General features: G+C 64.7%; 13 protein-coding genes and 1 pseudogene. 8 read left to right on the plus strand and 6 right to left on the minus strand.

The window, feature by feature from the left end; genetic code table 11:
• The first annotated feature begins 34 nt into the window (after nt 1-34).
• Together ftsZ and lpxC are read left to right on the plus strand one after the other, a co-directional pair.
• On the plus strand, nt 35-1,219 hold the full coding sequence (gene ftsZ, locus ACAW63_RS10390; protein ID WP_371233467.1) for a cell division protein FtsZ: 1,185 nt from the start codon (nt 35-37) through the stop codon (nt 1,217-1,219).
• A gap of 112 nt (nt 1,220-1,331) precedes the next feature.
• Entirely contained in the window at nt 1,332-2,243 is a 912-nt protein-coding gene (gene lpxC, locus ACAW63_RS10395; RefSeq protein WP_152220772.1) for a UDP-3-O-acyl-N-acetylglucosamine deacetylase, read from the plus strand.
• Nucleotides 2,244-2,312: 69 nt separating this feature from the next.
• On the opposite strand, the gene ACAW63_RS10400 is transcribed toward lpxC, so the two are convergent.
• Nucleotides 2,313-2,768: a DUF721 domain-containing protein gene (locus tag ACAW63_RS10400; RefSeq protein ID WP_371233468.1), complete on the minus strand. Its 456-nt coding sequence runs from the start codon at nt 2,766-2,768 to the stop codon at nt 2,313-2,315.
• 302 nt (nt 2,769-3,070) lie between these two features.
• On the opposite strand from ACAW63_RS10400, the gene secA reads away from it, so the two are divergent.
• The 4 genes from secA (at nt 3,071) to ACAW63_RS10420 (ending at nt 8,924) form a co-directional block, all read left to right on the plus strand.
• Nucleotides 3,071-5,824 carry a preprotein translocase subunit SecA gene (gene secA / locus ACAW63_RS10405; protein ID WP_331318001.1) on the plus strand — a complete coding sequence of 918 codons (2,754 nt, stop codon included), beginning with the start codon at nt 3,071-3,073 and terminating at the stop codon, nt 5,822-5,824.
• Between the two features lie 92 nt (nt 5,825-5,916).
• Nucleotides 5,917-7,134 (plus strand): bifunctional glutamate N-acetyltransferase/amino-acid acetyltransferase ArgJ, encoded by a 1,218-nt coding sequence (argJ, locus tag ACAW63_RS10410; RefSeq protein ID WP_371233469.1) that lies wholly within the window; start codon nt 5,917-5,919, stop codon nt 7,132-7,134.
• A 148-nt stretch (nt 7,135-7,282) separates the two neighbouring features.
• On the plus strand, nt 7,283-7,912 hold the full coding sequence (locus tag ACAW63_RS10415) for a glutathione S-transferase family protein (RefSeq protein ID WP_371233470.1): 630 nt from the start codon (nt 7,283-7,285) through the stop codon (nt 7,910-7,912).
• Nucleotides 7,913-7,973: 61 nt separating this feature from the next.
• Nucleotides 7,974-8,924: a Nudix family hydrolase gene (locus ACAW63_RS10420; protein WP_371233471.1), complete on the plus strand. Its 951-nt coding sequence runs from the start codon at nt 7,974-7,976 to the stop codon at nt 8,922-8,924.
• A 64-nt stretch (nt 8,925-8,988) separates the two neighbouring features.
• On the opposite strand, the gene ACAW63_RS10425 is transcribed toward ACAW63_RS10420, so the two are convergent.
• The 4 genes and pseudogenes from ACAW63_RS10425 to ACAW63_RS10440 all read right to left on the minus strand — a co-directional run.
• Nucleotides 8,989-9,561, minus strand: coding sequence for a cob(I)yrinic acid a,c-diamide adenosyltransferase (locus ACAW63_RS10425; RefSeq protein WP_371233473.1), 573 nt, complete (start codon nt 9,559-9,561; stop codon nt 8,989-8,991).
• Nucleotides 9,562-9,564: 3 nt separating this feature from the next.
• Complete coding sequence (locus ACAW63_RS10430; RefSeq protein ID WP_371234639.1) at nt 9,565-11,616, minus strand: ATP-binding protein; 2,052 nt, start codon at nt 11,614-11,616, stop codon at nt 9,565-9,567.
• A gap of 58 nt (nt 11,617-11,674) precedes the next feature.
• Nucleotides 11,675-12,586: a putative 2-dehydropantoate 2-reductase gene (locus ACAW63_RS10435; protein ID WP_371233474.1), complete on the minus strand. Its 912-nt coding sequence runs from the start codon at nt 12,584-12,586 to the stop codon at nt 11,675-11,677.
• A gap of 39 nt (nt 12,587-12,625) precedes the next feature.
• Nucleotides 12,626-13,606 (minus strand): annotated as a pseudogene (locus tag ACAW63_RS10440) (response regulator); the annotation flags it as partial.
• Nucleotides 13,607-13,746: 140 nt separating this feature from the next.
• Here ACAW63_RS10440 and ACAW63_RS10445 point away from each other — a divergent pair.
• Both ACAW63_RS10445 and ACAW63_RS10450 read left to right on the plus strand, forming a co-directional pair.
• Entirely contained in the window at nt 13,747-14,226 is a 480-nt protein-coding gene (locus ACAW63_RS10445) for a YajQ family cyclic di-GMP-binding protein (RefSeq protein ID WP_207883810.1), read from the plus strand.
• Nucleotides 14,227-14,377: 151 nt separating this feature from the next.
• A complete protein-coding gene (locus ACAW63_RS10450) occupies nt 14,378-15,220 on the plus strand; it encodes a mechanosensitive ion channel family protein (protein ID WP_371233477.1) in 843 nt (280 codons plus the stop codon).
• A gap of 45 nt (nt 15,221-15,265) precedes the next feature.
• Here ACAW63_RS10450 and ACAW63_RS10455 read toward each other — a convergent pair whose 3' ends face one another.
• Nucleotides 15,266-17,080: an AmpG family muropeptide MFS transporter gene (locus ACAW63_RS10455; RefSeq protein ID WP_371233479.1), complete on the minus strand. Its 1,815-nt coding sequence runs from the start codon at nt 17,078-17,080 to the stop codon at nt 15,266-15,268.
• Nucleotides 17,081-17,100: the final 20 nt, after the last annotated feature.

Below are 17,100 nucleotides of genomic sequence, written 5' to 3' on the forward strand. Positions count from 1 at the left end.
TAGGCGACACAACTAGAAAGGAAGGAGAGGGGAAATGTTTGAATTGGTTGATAACGTCCCAACTACAGCAGTCATCAAGGTCATCGGCGTAGGTGGTGGCGGCGGCAACGCCGTGAACCACATGGCCAAGAACAACGTTGATGGCGTCGAATTCATTTGCGCCAACACCGATGCGCAGGCGCTGAAGAACATCGCCGCGCGCACCGTGCTGCAGCTCGGCCCGGGTGTGACCAAGGGCCTGGGCGCTGGCGCCAACCCCGAAGTAGGCCGCCAGGCCGCCATCGAGGACCGCGAGCGTATCGCCGAAGTCCTGGAAGGCGCCGACATGGTCTTCATCACCACCGGCATGGGTGGCGGTACCGGTACCGGTGCTGCGCCGATCATCGCCGAAGTGGCCAAGGAAATGGGCATCCTCACCGTTGCGGTGGTGACCCGTCCGTTCCCGTTCGAGGGCCGCAAGCGCATGCAGATCGCCGACGAAGGCATCCGCTCGCTGGCTGAAAGCGTCGACTCGCTGATCACCATCCCGAACGAAAAGCTGCTGACCATCCTGGGCAAGGACGCCAGCCTGCTGGCTGCTTTCGCCAAGGCCGACGATGTGCTGGCCGGTGCCGTTCGCGGTATCTCCGACATCATCAAGCGCCCGGGCATGATCAACGTCGACTTCGCCGACGTGAAAACCGTCATGAGCGAGATGGGCATGGCCATGATGGGCACCGGCTGCGCCAGCGGTCCGAACCGCGCCCGCGAGGCCACCGAAGCCGCGATCCGCAACCCGCTGCTGGAAGACGTCAACCTGCAGGGCGCCCGCGGCATCCTGGTGAACATTACCGCCGGTCCGGACCTGTCCCTGGGCGAGTACTCCGACGTGGGTAACATCATCGAGCAGTTCGCTTCCGAGCACGCCACCGTGAAGGTGGGTACCGTGATCGATCCGGATATGCGCGACGAGCTGCACGTCACCGTGGTCGCCACCGGTCTGGGCGCTCGCCTGGAGAAGCCGGTCAAGGTCGTCGACAACACCGTGCAGACCCAGACCGTCACCACCCAGGCTCCGGTTCAGCGTGAGCAGCAGTCGGTTAACTACCGCGACCTGGACCGCCCGACCGTCATGCGCAACCAGTCCCACGGCGGCGCTGCCACCGCGGCCAAGCTGAATCCGCAGGACGATCTGGACTACCTGGACATCCCGGCCTTCCTGCGTCGTCAGGCTGATTGAGTCGATTTATCAGGAGTATCAATGTGATTGGTGTTCAGCAAAGGGCGGTTCTGCTATCATCGCCGCCCATTGTTGAAAACAGTTCGCAACTTGCGCGAAAGCGGCCAAAGCCATGATCAGACAACGCACCTTGAAGAACATCATCCGGGCGACCGGTGTCGGCCTGCACTCCGGGGAGAAGGTTTACCTGACCCTGAAGCCGGCTCCCGTCGATACTGGCATCGTGTTCTGCCGGACCGATCTCGACCCGGTAGTGGAAATCCCCGCTCGAGCTTCGAACGTGGGTGAAACCACCATGTCGACCACCCTCATCAAGGGTGACGTCAAGGTGGATACCGTGGAGCATCTGCTGTCGGCCATGGCTGGCCTGGGTATCGACAACGCCTATGTCGAGCTGTCCGCGTCGGAAGTACCGATCATGGACGGTAGCGCAGGTCCCTTTGTATTCCTGATTCAATCCGCCGGCCTGCAAGAGCAGGAAGCGGCGAAGAAGTTCATCCGCATCAAGCGCGAAGTGACCGTGGAAGAGGGCGACAAGCGCGCCACCTTCGTTCCCTTCGATGGCTTCAAGGTGAGCTTCGAGATCGACTTCGATCACCCGGTTTTCCGTGGTCGCACCCAGAAGGCCGTTGTGGACTTCTCCAGCACTTCCTTCGTCAAGGAAGTCAGCCGCGCGCGTACCTTCGGGTTCATGCGCGACATCGAGATGCTGCGTTCGCAGAACCTGGCGCTCGGTGGCAGTGTGGAGAACGCCATCGTGGTCGACGAATATCGTGTGCTCAACGAAGATGGCCTTCGTTATGAGGACGAGTTCGTCAAGCACAAGATCCTGGACGCCATCGGAGACCTGTACCTGTTGGGTAACAGCCTCATCGGCGAGTTCATCGGCTACAAGTCCGGTCACGCCCTGAACAACCGTCTGCTGCGCACCCTCATCGCAGACAAGGACGCTTGGGAAGTGGTGACCTTCGAGGACGCCAAGACCGCGCCGATCTCCTATATGCGACCCGCTGCGGCCGTATAAGGGAACCTCCTTCCTTCAGTAACACATTCAAAGGCCACCCTCGGGTGGCCTTTTTTTATGCCTGCCGTTTTACTCCGTCGACTTGCGGCTACGGCTGGCCAAGCGCTCCAGAGCGGCCTTCAGTTGCGGGTTGTCGATACCTTCGGCGGCTTCATGCAGCGTGGCGGCGGCGGATTCCGTCAGCGTCACGCTGCGCACCGGTGCACTGCTCTGGCTGAGCGGTTGCACCTTGAACAGGATGCGCGCCAGCCCGGCGAACTCCGGGTAGGTGACGAGTTGGCGCAGCAGGCGATTCTGCTGGTAGCGCAGGCGGGTAGCCCAATGACCATCGGTGACGATCAGCAGCAGGCTGCCTTCGCGCCAGGAGGCGATACGGCAGAAGGGGCGTGCGGCGGGCTGCAGTTGAGCGTCGAGCAGTTCCTGCAGGCGCGAGAGGCGCTGGGCCTCGGCGAACAGGGATTGCAGGGGCTTGGCTTCGCGCAGCAGCTTGGTCGATGCCTGGGCGGGCAGAGGGCGGAAGGCCATGATGGAAACCCCGGGGTGAATAAACAGCGATGGTAGCAGATGGGGGATTCATCCGGTTGCAGGATGCTTGCTCCAGCGCAGCCTTGAAGTTGTGCGGCCGAGTCACCATATCAACCCTGCGGATTGAATGTTGTCCGTCCACGCATTGCCCGAAATGTCGTGGGGTGCGAAGCTTCCAAGGATGACTTCGGCACTTTTTTCATACACGTTTCCGGGTAGAATGCCCGCTTCGTTGCCGTTCCGCGCCGCGGCCAGCCAGTCGGGCAGCCCTCCAATTCTCCAGTTCGGATGACCCAGTCGATATGTTTGCGCCTTTGTTGAAAAAACTCTTTGGAAGCAAGAACGAGCGCGAAGTGAAGCGCATGGTCAAGCAAGTCCAGGCCATCAACGCACTCGAGCCCCAGATGGTTCCGCTTTCCGATGAGCAACTCAAGGCCAAGACCGAAGAGTTCAAGGCGCGCCTGGCCAAGGGCGAGACCCTCGACCAGATCCTCCCCGAAGCTTTCGCCGTCGCCCGTGAGGCCGGCAAGCGTGTGATGGGCATGCGCCACTTCGACGTCCAGCTGATCGGCGGCATGACCCTGCACGAGGGCAAGATCGCCGAGATGCGTACCGGTGAAGGTAAAACCCTCGTAGGTACCCTGGCCGTCTACCTGAACGCCCTGGCCGGCAAAGGCGTGCACGTTGTCACCGTGAACGACTACCTGGCACGCCGCGACGCCAACTGGATGCGTCCGCTGTATGAATTCCTTGGCCTGACCGTCGGCATCGTCAGCCCGTTTCAACCGCCGGAAGAGAAGCGCGCCGCCTACGCCTCCGACATCACCTACGGCACCAACAACGAATTCGGCTTCGACTACCTGCGCGACAACATGGCGTTCAGCCTGGAAGACAAGTTCCAGCGCGAGCTGAACTTCGCCGTGGTCGACGAAGTGGATTCCATCCTCATCGACGAAGCGCGGACTCCGCTGATCATCTCCGGCCAGGCCGAAGACAGCTCCGAGCTGTACATCAAGATCAACAAGCTGATCCCGCGCCTGAAGCGTCACATCGAGGAAGTCGAAGGCCAGGTGACTCAGCAGGGCCACTACAGCATCGACGAGAAGACCCGCCAGGTCGAACTCAACGAGCAGGGCCACGCCTACGTCGAAGAGCTGCTGACTCAGAACGGCCTGCTGGCCGAGGGCGAGAGCCTTTATTCGGCGCACAACCTCAGCCTGCTGACCCATGTCTACGCAGCGCTGCGCGCCCACACCCTGTTCCACCGCAACGTCGAGTACATCGTCCAGGGTGACCAGGTCCTGCTGATCGACGAGCACACCGGCCGTACCATGCCGGGCCGCCGCCTCTCCGAGGGCCTGCACCAGGCCATCGAGGCCAAGGAAAACCTGCCGATCCAGGCTGAGAGCCAGACCCTGGCCTCGACCACCTTCCAGAACTACTTCCGCCTCTACACCAAGCTGGCCGGCATGACCGGCACCGCCGACACCGAGGCCTTCGAATTCCGCCAGACCTACGGCCTGGACGTGGTGGTGATCCCGACCCACCGTCCGATCGCCCGTAAGGACTTCAACGACCTGGTCTACCTGACCCAGGACGAGAAGTACGCCGCCATCATCACCGACGTTCAGCAGTGCCAGGCGCTGGGCCGTCCGATCCTGGTGGGTACCGCTTCGGTGGAAACCTCCGAATACGTCTCGCAGCTGCTGCAGAAAGCCGGCATCGAGCACAAGGTACTGAACGCCAAGTACCACGAGAAGGAAGCCGAGATCATCGCCCAGGCCGGTCGTCCGGGCTCGGTGACCATCGCCACCAACATGGCCGGTCGTGGTACCGACATCCTGCTGGGCGGCAACTGGGAAGTGGAAGTCGCCGCGCTGGAAAACCCCACCGACGAACAGATTGCCCAGATCAAGGGTGACTGGCAGAAGCGCCACCAGCAGGTCATCGAAGCCGGCGGCCTGCACGTGATCGCCTCCGAACGCCACGAATCCCGTCGCATCGACAACCAGCTGCGCGGCCGTGCCGGCCGTCAGGGCGACCCGGGCTCCAGCCGCTTCTACCTGTCGCTGGAAGACCACCTGATGCGCATCTTCGCCTCCGACCGGGTGAAGAACTTCATGAAGGCCCTGGGCATGCAGCCGGGCGAGGCGATCGAGCACCGCATGGTGACCAACGCCATCGAGAAGGCGCAGCGCAAGGTCGAAGGCCGCAACTTCGACATCCGCAAGCAACTGCTGGAGTTCGACGACGTCGCCAACGAGCAGCGCAAGGTGATCTACCACATGCGCAACAGCCTGCTGGCGGCCGACAATATCGGCGACACCATTGCCGAGTTCCGTGAGGAAACCCTGGCCAACACCATCAGCCAGCACATTCCGCCTCAGTCGCTGCCCGAGCAGTGGGACATCGCCGGCCTGGAAGCTGCGCTGTACAGCGACTTCGCCCTGAAACTGCCGGTACAGCAGTGGCTGGACGAAGACGAAAAGCTCTACGAAGAAACCCTGCGCGAGAAGATTCTCGCCGAGCTGGTGGCTGCCTACAACGAGAAGGAAGACCTCGCCGGCGCCGAAGCCCTGCGCACCTTCGAGAAGCAGATGCTGCTGCGCGTGCTGGACGACCTGTGGAAGGACCACCTGTCCACCATGGATCACCTGCGCCACGGCATCCACCTGCGCGGCTACGCGCAGAAGAACCCGAAACAGGAATACAAGCGCGAGTCCTTCAACCTGTTCCAGGAACTGCTGGACTCGGTCAAGCGCGACACCATCCGCGTGCTCTCCTTCGTTCAGGTCCGCCGCGAAGACCCGGCCGAAGAAGAAGCCCGTCTGCGCCGCGAAGCCGAGGAAATGGCCAAGCGCATGCAGTTCCAGCATGCCGCCGCACCGTCCATGGAGCAGGCCACCGCGACTGACGAAGACGGCGAGCAGCCCGAAGGCGCCACCAACGTGGTGCCGATGGAACCGGTGCGCAACGAGCCGAAGATCGGCCGCAACGAGCCGTGCCCCTGCGGTTCGGGCAAGAAATACAAGCACTGCCACGGTCAGGTGGAATAACCTCTCCCGACCCTGATTCCAACGCCGCGACCGGCTCAGCCGCTCGCGGCGTTTTTCTCATCTGATCCACTGACTAGATAGGAGCGCGTCACATGGCTGTTGGTCTCGGCCCCATGTCCACCCTGCACCCGGTCCCCGGTTTCGAACTCGGCATCGCGTCCGCCGGCATCAAACGACCCGGCCGCAAGGACATCGTGGTGATGCGATGTGCCGAAGGCTCCACCGTGGCGGGTGTGTTCACCACCAACGCCTTCTGTGCGGCGCCGGTGATCCTGGCGCGCAAACGTTTCCTCGGTCCGGTGCGCTACCTGCTGACCAACACCGGCAATGCCAACGCAGGCACTGGCGAGGCGGGCCTGGTCAATGCCACCCGCACCTGCGCCAAACTGGCCGAGCTGGCCGGTGTGCCGGAAAACGCCGTGCTGCCGTACTCCACCGGCGTGATCGGCGAGCCGCTGCCGGTCGAGAAGATCGAAGCCGCACTGCCGGCCGCGCTGGCCAACCTGTCCGTGGACAACTGGGCTGACGCCGCCGCTGGCATCATGACCACCGACACCCTGCCCAAGGGCGCCAGCCGCCAGTTCCAGCACGACGGCGTGACCATCACCGTCACCGGCATCAGCAAGGGCGCCGGCATGATCAAGCCGAACATGGCCACCATGCTCGGTTACATTGCCACCGACGCCAAGGTTGCCCAGGGCGTGCTGCAGGACCTGTTGCGCGATGCGGCGAACAAGTCCTTCAACCGCATCACCATCGACGGCGACACCTCCACCAACGACTGCTGCATGCTGGTTGCCACCGGCCAGGCCGCGCTGCCGGAAATCACCGCCGCGTCCGGCGCGCTGTTCGCCGCGCTGAAGCAGGCCGTGCTGGAGGTCTCCATGGAACTGGCCCAGGCTATCGTCCGTGACGGCGAAGGCGCCACCAAGTTCGTCACCGTCCAGGTGAACGGCGGTGCGACTCACCAGGAGTGCCTGGACGTCGGCTACGCCGTCTCCCACTCGCCGCTGATCAAGACCGCGCTGTTCGCCTCCGATCCGAACTGGGGCCGTATTCTCGCCGCCGTCGGCCGTGCCGGCGTGCCGGAGCTGGACGTGAGCCTGATCGACGTGTACCTGGACGACGTCTGCATCGCCAGCCGTGGTGGCCGCGCCGCCAGCTACACCGAGGACCAGGGCGCCAAGGTCATGGCCCAGGAAGAGATCACCATCCGTATCGATCTCGGTCGCGGCACCTGCAGCGAGACCATCTGGACCACCGACCTGTCCCACGAGTACGTGAAGATCAACGCGGAATACCGCACCTGATCGCTGCGTAAGCTCCTGCGTCGGCCCCGTGCCGGCGCCTCGCTTCACTCGGATTCCCGATTTTCATCGAAGGATGAAAATCGGGAATTTGTTTTCATGGCTCCCGCGCTCTAAGGTCTTTTGACTGACCCTCAAGAGCACCGCGTCCATGTCCCTTTCCCTGGTTATCGGCAGCAAGAATTACTCCTCCTGGTCCCTGCGCGGCTGGTTGGCCATGGCCCTCACCGGCGTCGACTTCGAGGAAATCCTGATTCCCCTGGGCGGCCAGGACACCGCGCGGCGCATCCGCGAGCACTCGCCCAGCGGCAAGGTGCCGGCGCTCAAGTGCGAGCACGGGGTGATCTGGGACTCCCTGGCGATCGCCGAGTACCTCGCCGAACGCTTCCCCGAAGCCCATCTCTGGCCCCGAGGCGAAGCCGCCCGCGCCCTGGCACGCTCGGTCTGCGCCGAGATGCACAGTGGCTTCATGGCGCTGCGCTCGCACATGCCGATGGATATCCAGCGCAACCAGCCGTTGGCGGAAGTGCCGGAGGCGGTGGAGGCTGATGTCGCCCGTATCGTCGAACTCTGGGGCCTGTGCCGCAAACAGTTCGGTCAGGATGGCCCCTTCCTGTTCGGCCATGCCAGCATTGCCGATGCCTTCTACGCCCCAGTGGCCACCCGTCTGCGCAGCTACTGCGTCACCCTGCCGATCGAGGCGCAGAACTATGTCGATGCGATCTATGCCTGGCCGACCTTCCGGCCGTGGCTGGAGGCGGCAATGGTCGAACGCGCCTGATCCTGACGGTAGAATGCTCGTCTGCGCGGGCCCTGCCTGAATCGGATTGAGGAGTAGCACTGTGAAACGAGTACATGTCGCCGCCGCCGTGATTCGCGGACTCGATGGCCGGGTACTGATCGCCCGCCGTCCGGACGACAAGCACCAGGGTGGTCTCTGGGAGTTTCCCGGTGGCAAGGTGGAGGAGGGCGAAGCGGTACAGGTCGCCCTGGCCCGCGAGCTGAAGGAAGAGCTGGGCATCGAGGTCGAGCAGGCGCGTCCGCTGATCCGTGTGCAGCACGACTACAGCGACAAGCACGTGCTGCTGGATGTCTGGGAGGTCTCCGCATTCTCCGGTGCGCCCCATGGCGCCGAAGGCCAGCCGCTGGCCTGGGTCGCTCCGCGCGACCTGCCGGACTACGAGTTCCCGGCGGCCAACGACCCCATCGTGCATGCCGCACGCTTGCCGGATCGCTACCTGATCACCCCGGATGGCCTGGAAATTCCGCAGCTGGTGCAGGGTGTGCGCGCCGCGGTGGCCGGTGGCATCCGCCTGATCCAGCTGCGCGCGCCGAACATGTACAGCCCGGAGTACCGCGACCTGGCGGTGGACATCCAGGGCCTCTGCGCCGGCAAGGCGCAGCTGATGCTCAAGGGCCCGCTGGAGTGGCTGGGTGACTTCCCGGCGGCCGGCTGGCACCTGACCTCCGAGCAACTGCGCAAATACGCACCCAATGGCCGGCCGTTCCCCCGTGAGCGCTTGCTGGCCGCCTCCTGCCACAGCGCCGAGGAGCTGGAGCTGGCGACCCGCATGGGTGTGGACTTCGTCACCTTGTCGCCGGTGCAGCCGACCGAGAGCCATCCGGGTGAGCCGGCGCTGGGCTGGGAGGCGGCCGCCGAACTGATCAAGGACTTCAACCAGCCGGTGTTCCTGCTCGGTGGTGTCGGTCCGCAGGATGTCGAGCGCGCTTGGGAGGCCGGGGCACAAGGCGTCGCGGGCATTCGCGCGTTCTGGCCGAAAGCCGAGGGTTGACCCACCGCTGAGTGGGTGGCTTTTTGTAGGAGCGAGCAAGCTCGCTCCTACAATTGGATGGTCGTCAGGCGGGCTTTTCCGCCGCCTGCCAGAGAATCTCGTCCACACCCTGGCGCCGGGCGATGAAGCGCGCGGCGACGAACAGCAGGTCGGAGAGCCGGTTCAGGTAACGCAGGCCGGCACCTTCCAGCGGTTCCTCGGCATTGAGCTGCTGGCAGCGCCGCTCGGCGTTGCGCGCCTGGGCACGGCACAGGTGGGCGAGGGCCACCAGGCGTGAGCCCCCGGGCAGGATGAAGTTCTTCAGTGGCCCGAGTTCTTCGTTCCAGCGATCGATGACCTGCTCCAGGCGTTCCACCTCGGCATCGTTCAGCGCACGGTATTCCGGCATCGCCAGTTCACCGCCGAGGTCGAACAGACGGTGCTGGATCGGTGCCAGCACGCCAATCACTTCTTCCAGCGCGCTGCTGCGCGCTTCGTTCAGCCCCGCCAGCAGCAGGCCGAGGTGGCTGTTCAGCTCGTCCACCGCGCCCATGGCTTCCACCCGTGGGTGATGCTTGGGTACCCGGCGGCCATCGGCCAGGCCGGTTTCGCCCTGGTCGCCGGTGCGGGTATAGATCTTCGATAGCCGGTTGCCCATGACTCAGTGCTCCTTATCGCCGCCCTCCAGCAGGGGCGGAGGGGAAGTGACGTCGGCGCCCAGGGGCAGCCGCAGGGTGAAGCAGGTGCCCAGGCCCAGCTCGGACTGCACCTCCATCTGCCCCTTGTGGTTGTTGGTGATGATGAAGTACGACACCGACAGGCCCAGGCCGGTGCCCTGGCCGACTTCCTTGGTGGTGAAGAACGGCTCGAAGATGCGCTTGCGCACCTTCTCCGGCATGCCGCAGCCGTTGTCTTCCACCTGGATTTCCGCCCACGGCGGGTTCAGCCGGGTGCGCAGGATGATGCGGCCGAGTTCGCCTTCCTCTTCGTCGTCGCGCAGGTGAATGGCCTGGGCGGCGTTCTTCAGCAGGTTGAGCAGGACCTGTTCCACTTCGTTGGCGATCACCGGGACCGGCCCCAGGCGCGCATCGAACTCGTGGATGATCTGCAGCGACTTGAAGTCGAAGCCGCCGGTGAGATCGAAGTCGTTGCCGGCGATCTCCACGGCCTGCTCCAGCAGCGCCGGCAGTTCGCAGGCGGTCATCTGGCGGTGGCTGCGGCGGCTGAAGGAGAGCATGTGGCTGACGATCTTCGCGGCGCGCGAGCCGGCGTACTGGATGCCGTCCATCAGCTTGGGAATCTCCCGCGCCTCCAGGTAGTGATTGAGGTCTTCCAGGTGGATGCCGACTTCGCCTGCGACTTCCAGGTTCTTCGGCAGGTCCGGCGACAGCCGCCGGCGGATGTTCTGCACGTTGTGCAGGATGGCCCCCAGCGGGTTGTTGATCTCGTGGGCCATGCCGGCGGCCAGGCCGCCAACGGAGAGCATCTTCTCCGACTGCACCATGAGTTCTTCCATGCCCAGGCGGTCGGTGATGTCGTCGATGCGGATCACCGCGCCGCGCCCGGTGCCGCCCATCAGTGGGTAGAAGGTCAGCGCGTAGTGGCGCGGGGCGTCGGTGAGGGCCCAGGTCACCCGCTCGACGCGCTCCACCTTGTGCTGCTCGGCGGCGCGGGTGAGTTGCGGCAGGAATGGCTTGAGCGAGGGGAAGGCGAGGAACACCGGCTGGTTCACCGCATCGTCCAGGCTGGTGCCGGAGAGCCGGCTGGCTTCCTGGTTCCACTGGGTGACGTAGAGCTGCTCGTCCACCGCGATGAGCGCCGAGGGCATCGAGTCGATGATGCTGTTGAGGTAGTGCTGGAAGCCCGTGAGCTTCTTCTCGATCTTGCTGCGGACCTGGACTTCCAGCTCCAGCTTGCGATTCGAGCGGCGGGTTTCCTCGGCCAGCGATTGCGCCTGTTCCACCGCTTCCTGAGCGTCGTCGCGGGCACGCTTGAGCTGCTGCTCGCGGGCTTCGATGCGGGTCAGCATGGTGTTGAAGGCATCGGCCAGGCGACCGATCTCGTCGGCGTTGCCGCGCTCGGCGCGCAGGGCGTAGTTCTCCTCGCGGGTGACCTGGCGCGAGAGCTCTTCCAGGCTGCGGATCGGCCGGGTGATCAGGCGACGGATCTGCTGGGCGATGAGCAGCCAGAGCAGCACGGAGACGGCGAGGATCACCAGGCTGGCGGTAAGGGTGCCGGTATAGAACGCGCCGGGCAGCTCGCTGCTGGCGACCAGCAGCAGATAGCCGCTGTTGCGCCCGGGTTGGGGCAGTTCGAACAGGGCGTTGAGGCGGTATTCGTGCTCCCGCCAGCGCTCCAGGTGGTCCAGCCGCTCGGGCAGCGCCATCGGGCCGTCGCTGGGGGACTGGGCGATGCGCTGGCCATCGCTGTCGTAGAGCGCGGCGGCGCGCAGCGGCTGATAGTCGTCCAGCTGCTGGAGCAATACCTGGGCCTGGGTCGGCGAGTTCAGTGCCGGTTCGCTGAGCGCCGGGTTGGCGATCAGCCGACCGATGGTCTGCAGGGCCTGGGGCGCCACGCTGTCCTGGGAAATCCAGTAGGCCGCGCTGATGAAGGCCAGGTTGGCCACCAGCATGACGGTGGCGAGCAGAACCAGCAGGGCGGCGAGGATCTTCTGGCCGACAGGCAGGTCTTCCAGGCGCTTGCGCAGGTTCAGGGGTGAGGGCATGGGCGGAACCGCAGGAAAACAGGGAGGCGGGCAGGGTAGCCCGCCATCAGGTGTCGGGCAATCCGCGCGCGCGCAGATACTCGCGCAACCTTTCATGCAACGCACGCAGCTGCGGCAGGGCCAGTTGCAGGCGGTCGCCCTCGCGGCAGGCATAGCCGAGCAGGTAGGCGATTTCGCTGCGCCGGCCGTTGGCGACGTCCTGGTACATGGAGGAGAAGTTGGCAGCGGTGGCGGCGATCACGCGCTCGACATCGCCTTGCAGTTCCCGACCAGCGGCTTCGAAGCCGGTGGCGTGCAGCAACTGCCCCAGCTCGTCGCAGAGTCCGGCCACTTCCGCCGGATGGGCCGCCAGCTCGCCGTTGCGGCACTGGTGCAGGACGGTGAGCGGGTTGATCGCGCAGTTCAGTGCCAGCTTGCGCCACAGGCGTTCGAGGATATCGCCGCTCCACTGCGCGGGAATCTGCGCATCATGCAGTTCCGCCAGCCAGTCCGGCTCGGGGCCGCCGAGTTCGTCGCCCAGCCAGGTCTGCCCCTGGCCTGCGAACACCACGCGGAAATCCGCTTCGCGGAATGCGCCCTCGGTGCTGGATGCGTACAGGCAACGGGCGCGGGGCAGGTGGGCGGCGACCGCCTGCTGGCTGCCCAGGCCGTTCTGCAACAAGATCAGTTCGGCGCCGGGGGCCAGCCGGGCCGCGATGCTGGCGGCCGCAGATTCGGCGTCGTAGGCCTTGCAGGCGAGCAGCAGACGCTGGATCGGTCCGCCCTGGGCGGCGGTTTCCGCCGGAATCGGATAGAGGCTTTCCCGCCCGTCTTCCACCAGGGTGATGCCACCCAGGCTGCGGTAGGCGTTGAGGCGTTGGCGGTCACGCAGCAGCAGGCGCACCGGCAGGCCGGCGCGGGAAAGGCGAGCGGCCCACAGGCAGCCGAGACTGCCGGCGCCGAGGATGTACCAGGTCATGGAAAAGACTTCGCGAACGTCGAGGGCTTACTGCGAAGTTTAGCGCAGCCCGGTCAGGCGACTGGCGTTGATTCGTCCGCTGGCGTAGGCATCGGGCAGCAGCGTACGGGCCTGCTGCATCAGTTGCTCGGCGTCCACCGGCAGTGCCTTGGCGTCCAGGCCCACCAGGCCAATGCCGGCCTTGAGGGTGATGAAGCCTTCGCTGGTCTTGAACGCCTTGAGGTTGAGGCCGTCATGCAGGCGGCGGAAGCTGCTCGGCGAGCACTCCTGCAGGTCTTCGAGCAGGGTGATCAGGGCGAAGTGCTGGTCGTCCAGGCGCGTCAGCACGTCGAGCGGTCGCACCAGCTGTTGCAGGCGCCGGGCGACGCCATGCAGCAGTTCGCTGTGGAAAGACGGGCCGTGCTGGTGACCCAGGGCGGCCAGCTCCGGAATGCCGATCAGCATGTAGCACACCGCGCCGCCGCGCGACTCCACCTGGCGGATGCTGTCGGCCAGCTTCTGCCGCAGGTAGCGCAGGTTGCCCAGGCCGGTGGCGCTGTCCACCAGGTTGCGCTCCTCCAGGCTGGTGATGTTCTCGGTGAGCAGGCGTTTTTCCATCAGCAGGCGCAGCAGGGTGTTGCTCAGGCGGTCGGCGGCCAGCACGCGGGGCACCAGCTGTTCGTTCATCGCCGATTTGCTGACGAAGTCATCCACGCCACGGTCGAAGGCTTCGGCCAGGGCGTTGTCGCCCTCCTTGCCGGTGAGCAGGATGATGTAGGTGTAGTGGTCGCCGCTTTCGTCGAGCTGGCGCACCCGGGCAGTGAGCTCCAGCCCGTCCATCTCGGGCATCAGCCAGTCGGCGAGGAGGATGCTGACCGGCTCCTTCTCCAGCAACTGCAGGGCTTCGCTGGCGCTGCTGGCGAAGCGCACATTCTGGTAGCCGGCCTGGCTCAGCGCACGGCCGATCATGGCGCTGGAGAACTTGGCATCGTCGACCACCAGGATGCTGAGATGGTTGGTAGGCATTGAAGGGCTCGCAAACGGGTGGGAAATGCCGGCTCTCGATATCAGAGGTCGGGCGCGGTCTTGTCTGTCAGTTATAATGACCGCGCATTTTTATCGTCAAGCCAGGTGCGATCACGTCTGTGAACCGGGTCGCGCCGTCCATCTGGAGAGATGTCATGCCTTCGTTCGACGTGGTGTCCGAACTGGACAAACACGAACTGACCAACGCCCTGGACAATGCTGCCAAGGAACTGGACCGCCGTTTCGACCTGAAGGGCAAATGCAGTTTCGAGTCCAAGGACAAGTCCGTCACCCTGACCGCCGAGGCGGAGTTCATGCTCGAGCAGATGCTCGACATCCTTCGCGCCAGCCTGATCAAGCGCAAGATCGACAGCCAGTGCATGGAGATCAAGGACGCCTTCCCGTCCGGCAAGGTGGTCAAGCAGGAAGTGAACTTCCGCGAGGGCATCGACAAGGACCTGGCGAAGAAGATCGTCGCCCTGATCAAGGACAAGAAGCTCAAGGTTCAGGCCGCCATCCAGGGCGAGCAGGTGCGTGTCACCGGCAAGAAGCGGGACGACCTGCAGGAGGCCATCGCGCTGCTGCGTGGCGAGTCGCTGGGCATGCCGCTGCAGTTCAACAACTTCCGCGACTGACGCGAAGGGAACCTGACGTCGGACTGCGCCGTCTCAGGTTACGGCGCAGTACCGGTTCAAACCGCCATGGCCCAGGCCATGGCGGTTTCGTTTCCGGTAGTGGGAAATCGGCCGGCGCGTTGCCGGCCAGCTGAAAAAGGGGAATGAATCCATGGATATCAATTACGACGGGATGATGAAGACAGCCGAGGCCTGGCTGCCGGTGGTGCTCGCCTACAGCGGGCAGATCGTCCTGGCACTGCTCACGCTGCTGATCGGCTGGTGGCTGATCAACACCCTGACCTCCCGGGTCGGCGGCCTGCTCGCCTCCCGTCACGTCGACCGCACGCTGCGCGGCTTCGTCGGCAGTCTGGTGAACATCATCCTGAAGGTGCTGCTGCTGGTCAGCGTGGCCTCGATGATCGGTATCCAGACCACCAGCTTCGTCGCCGCCATCGGTGCCGCCGGCCTGGCCATCGGCCTTGCGCTGCAGGGCAGCCTGTCGAACTTTGCCGGTGGGGTGCTGATCCTGCTGTTCCGTCCGTTCAAGGTGGGCGACACCATCGAGGCGCAGGGGGTGATCGGCACCGTCGACACCATCCTGATCTTCCATACCGTGCTGCGTACCGGCGACAACAAGCGGGTGATCGTGCCCAACGGCGCGCTGTCCAACGGCACCATCACCAACTACTCCGCCGAGCCGACCCGCAAGGTGGTGTTCGATGTCGGCGTCGATTACGAGGCAGACCTCAAGCGCGCCCAGTCGGTCCTCCTGGAACTGGCCAACGATCCGCGTGTGCTGCGCGATCCGGCACCGGTGGCGGTGGTGAGCACCTTGGGCGAGAGCGCCATCACCTTGTCCCTGCGTGTATGGGTGAAGAACGCCGATTACTGGGATGTGATGTTCCTGTTCAACGAGACCGCTCGTGACGCACTGGGCAAGCATGGCATCGGTATTCCCTTCCCACACCGCGTGGTGAAGGTGGTGAAGGGCGAGACGGTCGGCATCGACTGATACGTCCAGCGTTCCATGAAAAAGGCCGGCATTCGCCGGCCTTTTTCATGGTGCCTGGTGACGCTCCGCGCTGGCTTGCGTCTGGGGTTCTGGCGGCTGCTCGGGCGCGCCGTTGGTCATGTCGCCACGGTTGTGCAGCCAGAGCCAGCCGATCAGCAGCAGGGTCGGAACGCCGAGCAGGGCGGTGAAGAAGAAGAACCGCTCGTAACCCATGCCTTCGACCATGGTCCCGGAGTAGCCACCGATGAAACGCGGCAGCAGCAGCATGGTGGAGCTGAGCATGGCGTACTGGGTGGCGGAGAACTTCAGGTTGGTCAGGCTCGACAGGTAGGCGACGAAGGCCGAGGTGGCCAGCCCGCCGCTGAAGTTGTCGAGCATGATGGTCACCACCAGCATGGTCACGTGCGGCTCCAGCACCTTGAGCAGGGCAAACACGTTCTGGCTCATCAGCTGCGGATCGTCGATGGCGCCCATCTGCGCCAGCATGGCGAACAGCAGGTTGGTGGCCGCCGAGGCCGCGCCGCCGATGAACAGGATCGGCAGGATGCTGAAGCGCGCGATCAGCACGCCGCCGGCCGCAGCGCCAACCAGCGTCATGACCACGCCGAACAGCTTGCTGACGGTGGCGATGGTGTCCTTGGTGAAGCCCATGTCGATGTAGAACACGCTGGCCATGGTGCCCATGACGGTGTCCGACATCCGATAGGTGGAAATCAGGCCGAGCAGCAGCAGCGCCTGCCAGCGGTAACGGCGAACGAACTCGGTGATCGGCGTGAGCACCGGCGCCATCAGCAGGCGTCCCGGCGCGGAAATGCAGCTCAGGGCGATCAGCAGGTACAGCGATGCCAACCACCACTTGCCGGCGCTGGCCATGCCGTAGAACGCGGTGCTGGTTACCAGCAGGATGATCAGCACCATCACCGACACCGCCTGGTGGACGAAGTCGAACTGCGGCAGGCCCTTGCCGTGCACGGCGAGCAGCAGCGGGCGGCGTACCTTCGACAGCAATTCGCGCACCGGACGGATCTGCCGTCGCCCGTGCGGGGTCATGCAGATGCCGATGAAGATGGCGTAGAGCGCGGCGCGGGGCCAGGCCTGGTTGGTCAGCGCGGTGAGCATCGCCGGCACCGAGATCAGCAGCACCAGCAGCTGCAGCACCGAGAGCACCTGGTGGTTGAAGGCGAACGCCGAGCTGCCGGCCTGCGGCTGCACGTTCACCGGTGGCTCGCGCATCAGCAGGGTGGTGATCAGGCCGGGGAGGATGGCCAGCGAACACACCGCGTAGGTCAGCGCCCAGGCCGACTGGCTGTAATGCAGGACGCTGGAACCGGCCCACTCGGCGAGGAACAGCACGCCCGCGGTGGCGAACAGCACGGCGACGCGGTAGCCGGTCATGTAGCAGGCGGCGAGGGCGGCCTGGCGGGTGTTCTCGGCGATCTCCAGGCGGTAGGCATCGATGGCGATGTCCTGGGTGGCGGAGCCGAACGCCACTACCATCGCCAGGCAGATCAGCCAGTTGAGATGCGCTTGCGGGTTGCACAGGGCCATGCCGAGCAGGCCCAGGGCGATCAGACCCTGGCAGAACACCAGCCAGGAGCGGCGGCGGCCGAGTCGTCCGATGACGGGCAGGCGCCACTGGTCGAGCATCGGCGACCACACCCATTTGAAGGCGTAGACCAGCCCGATCCAGCTGGCGAAGCCGATGGTTTCCCGAGCGACACCCGCCTCACGCAACCACACCGAGAGGGTGGAGAGCACCAGCATGTACGGCAGGCCGGCGGCGAATCCCAGCAGCAAAAGCGCGAGGCTGGCGGGAGACTTGTAGGCAATCCATGCCTCTCGCCAGGAGTGCTCTTTCATGGGGGTTGTATTCCAGCAGA

The organism is Pseudomonas sp. QE6, assembly GCF_041379005.1.
GTDB lineage: Bacteria > Pseudomonadota > Gammaproteobacteria > Pseudomonadales > Pseudomonadaceae > Pseudomonas.

Coding starts and splice junctions, on each gene's coding strand:
- ftsZ (WP_371233467.1), top strand. CDS start 35: ATGTTTGAATTGGTTGATAACGTCCCAACTACAGCAGTCATCAAGGTC.
- lpxC (WP_152220772.1), top strand. CDS start 1,332: ATGATCAGACAACGCACCTTGAAGAACATCATCCGGGCGACCGGTGTC.
- ACAW63_RS10400 (WP_371233468.1), bottom strand. CDS start 2,768: ATGGCCTTCCGCCCTCTGCCCGCCCAGGCATCGACCAAGCTGCTGCGC.
- secA (WP_331318001.1), top strand. CDS start 3,071: ATGTTTGCGCCTTTGTTGAAAAAACTCTTTGGAAGCAAGAACGAGCGC.
- argJ (WP_371233469.1), top strand. CDS start 5,917: ATGGCTGTTGGTCTCGGCCCCATGTCCACCCTGCACCCGGTCCCCGGT.
- ACAW63_RS10415 (WP_371233470.1), top strand. CDS start 7,283: ATGTCCCTTTCCCTGGTTATCGGCAGCAAGAATTACTCCTCCTGGTCC.
- ACAW63_RS10425 (WP_371233473.1), bottom strand. CDS start 9,561: ATGGGCAACCGGCTATCGAAGATCTATACCCGCACCGGCGACCAGGGC.
- ACAW63_RS10435 (WP_371233474.1), bottom strand. CDS start 12,586: ATGACCTGGTACATCCTCGGCGCCGGCAGTCTCGGCTGCCTGTGGGCC.
- ACAW63_RS10445 (WP_207883810.1), top strand. CDS start 13,747: ATGCCTTCGTTCGACGTGGTGTCCGAACTGGACAAACACGAACTGACC.
- ACAW63_RS10450 (WP_371233477.1), top strand. CDS start 14,378: ATGGATATCAATTACGACGGGATGATGAAGACAGCCGAGGCCTGGCTG.
- ACAW63_RS10455 (WP_371233479.1), bottom strand. CDS start 17,080: ATGAAAGAGCACTCCTGGCGAGAGGCATGGATTGCCTACAAGTCTCCC.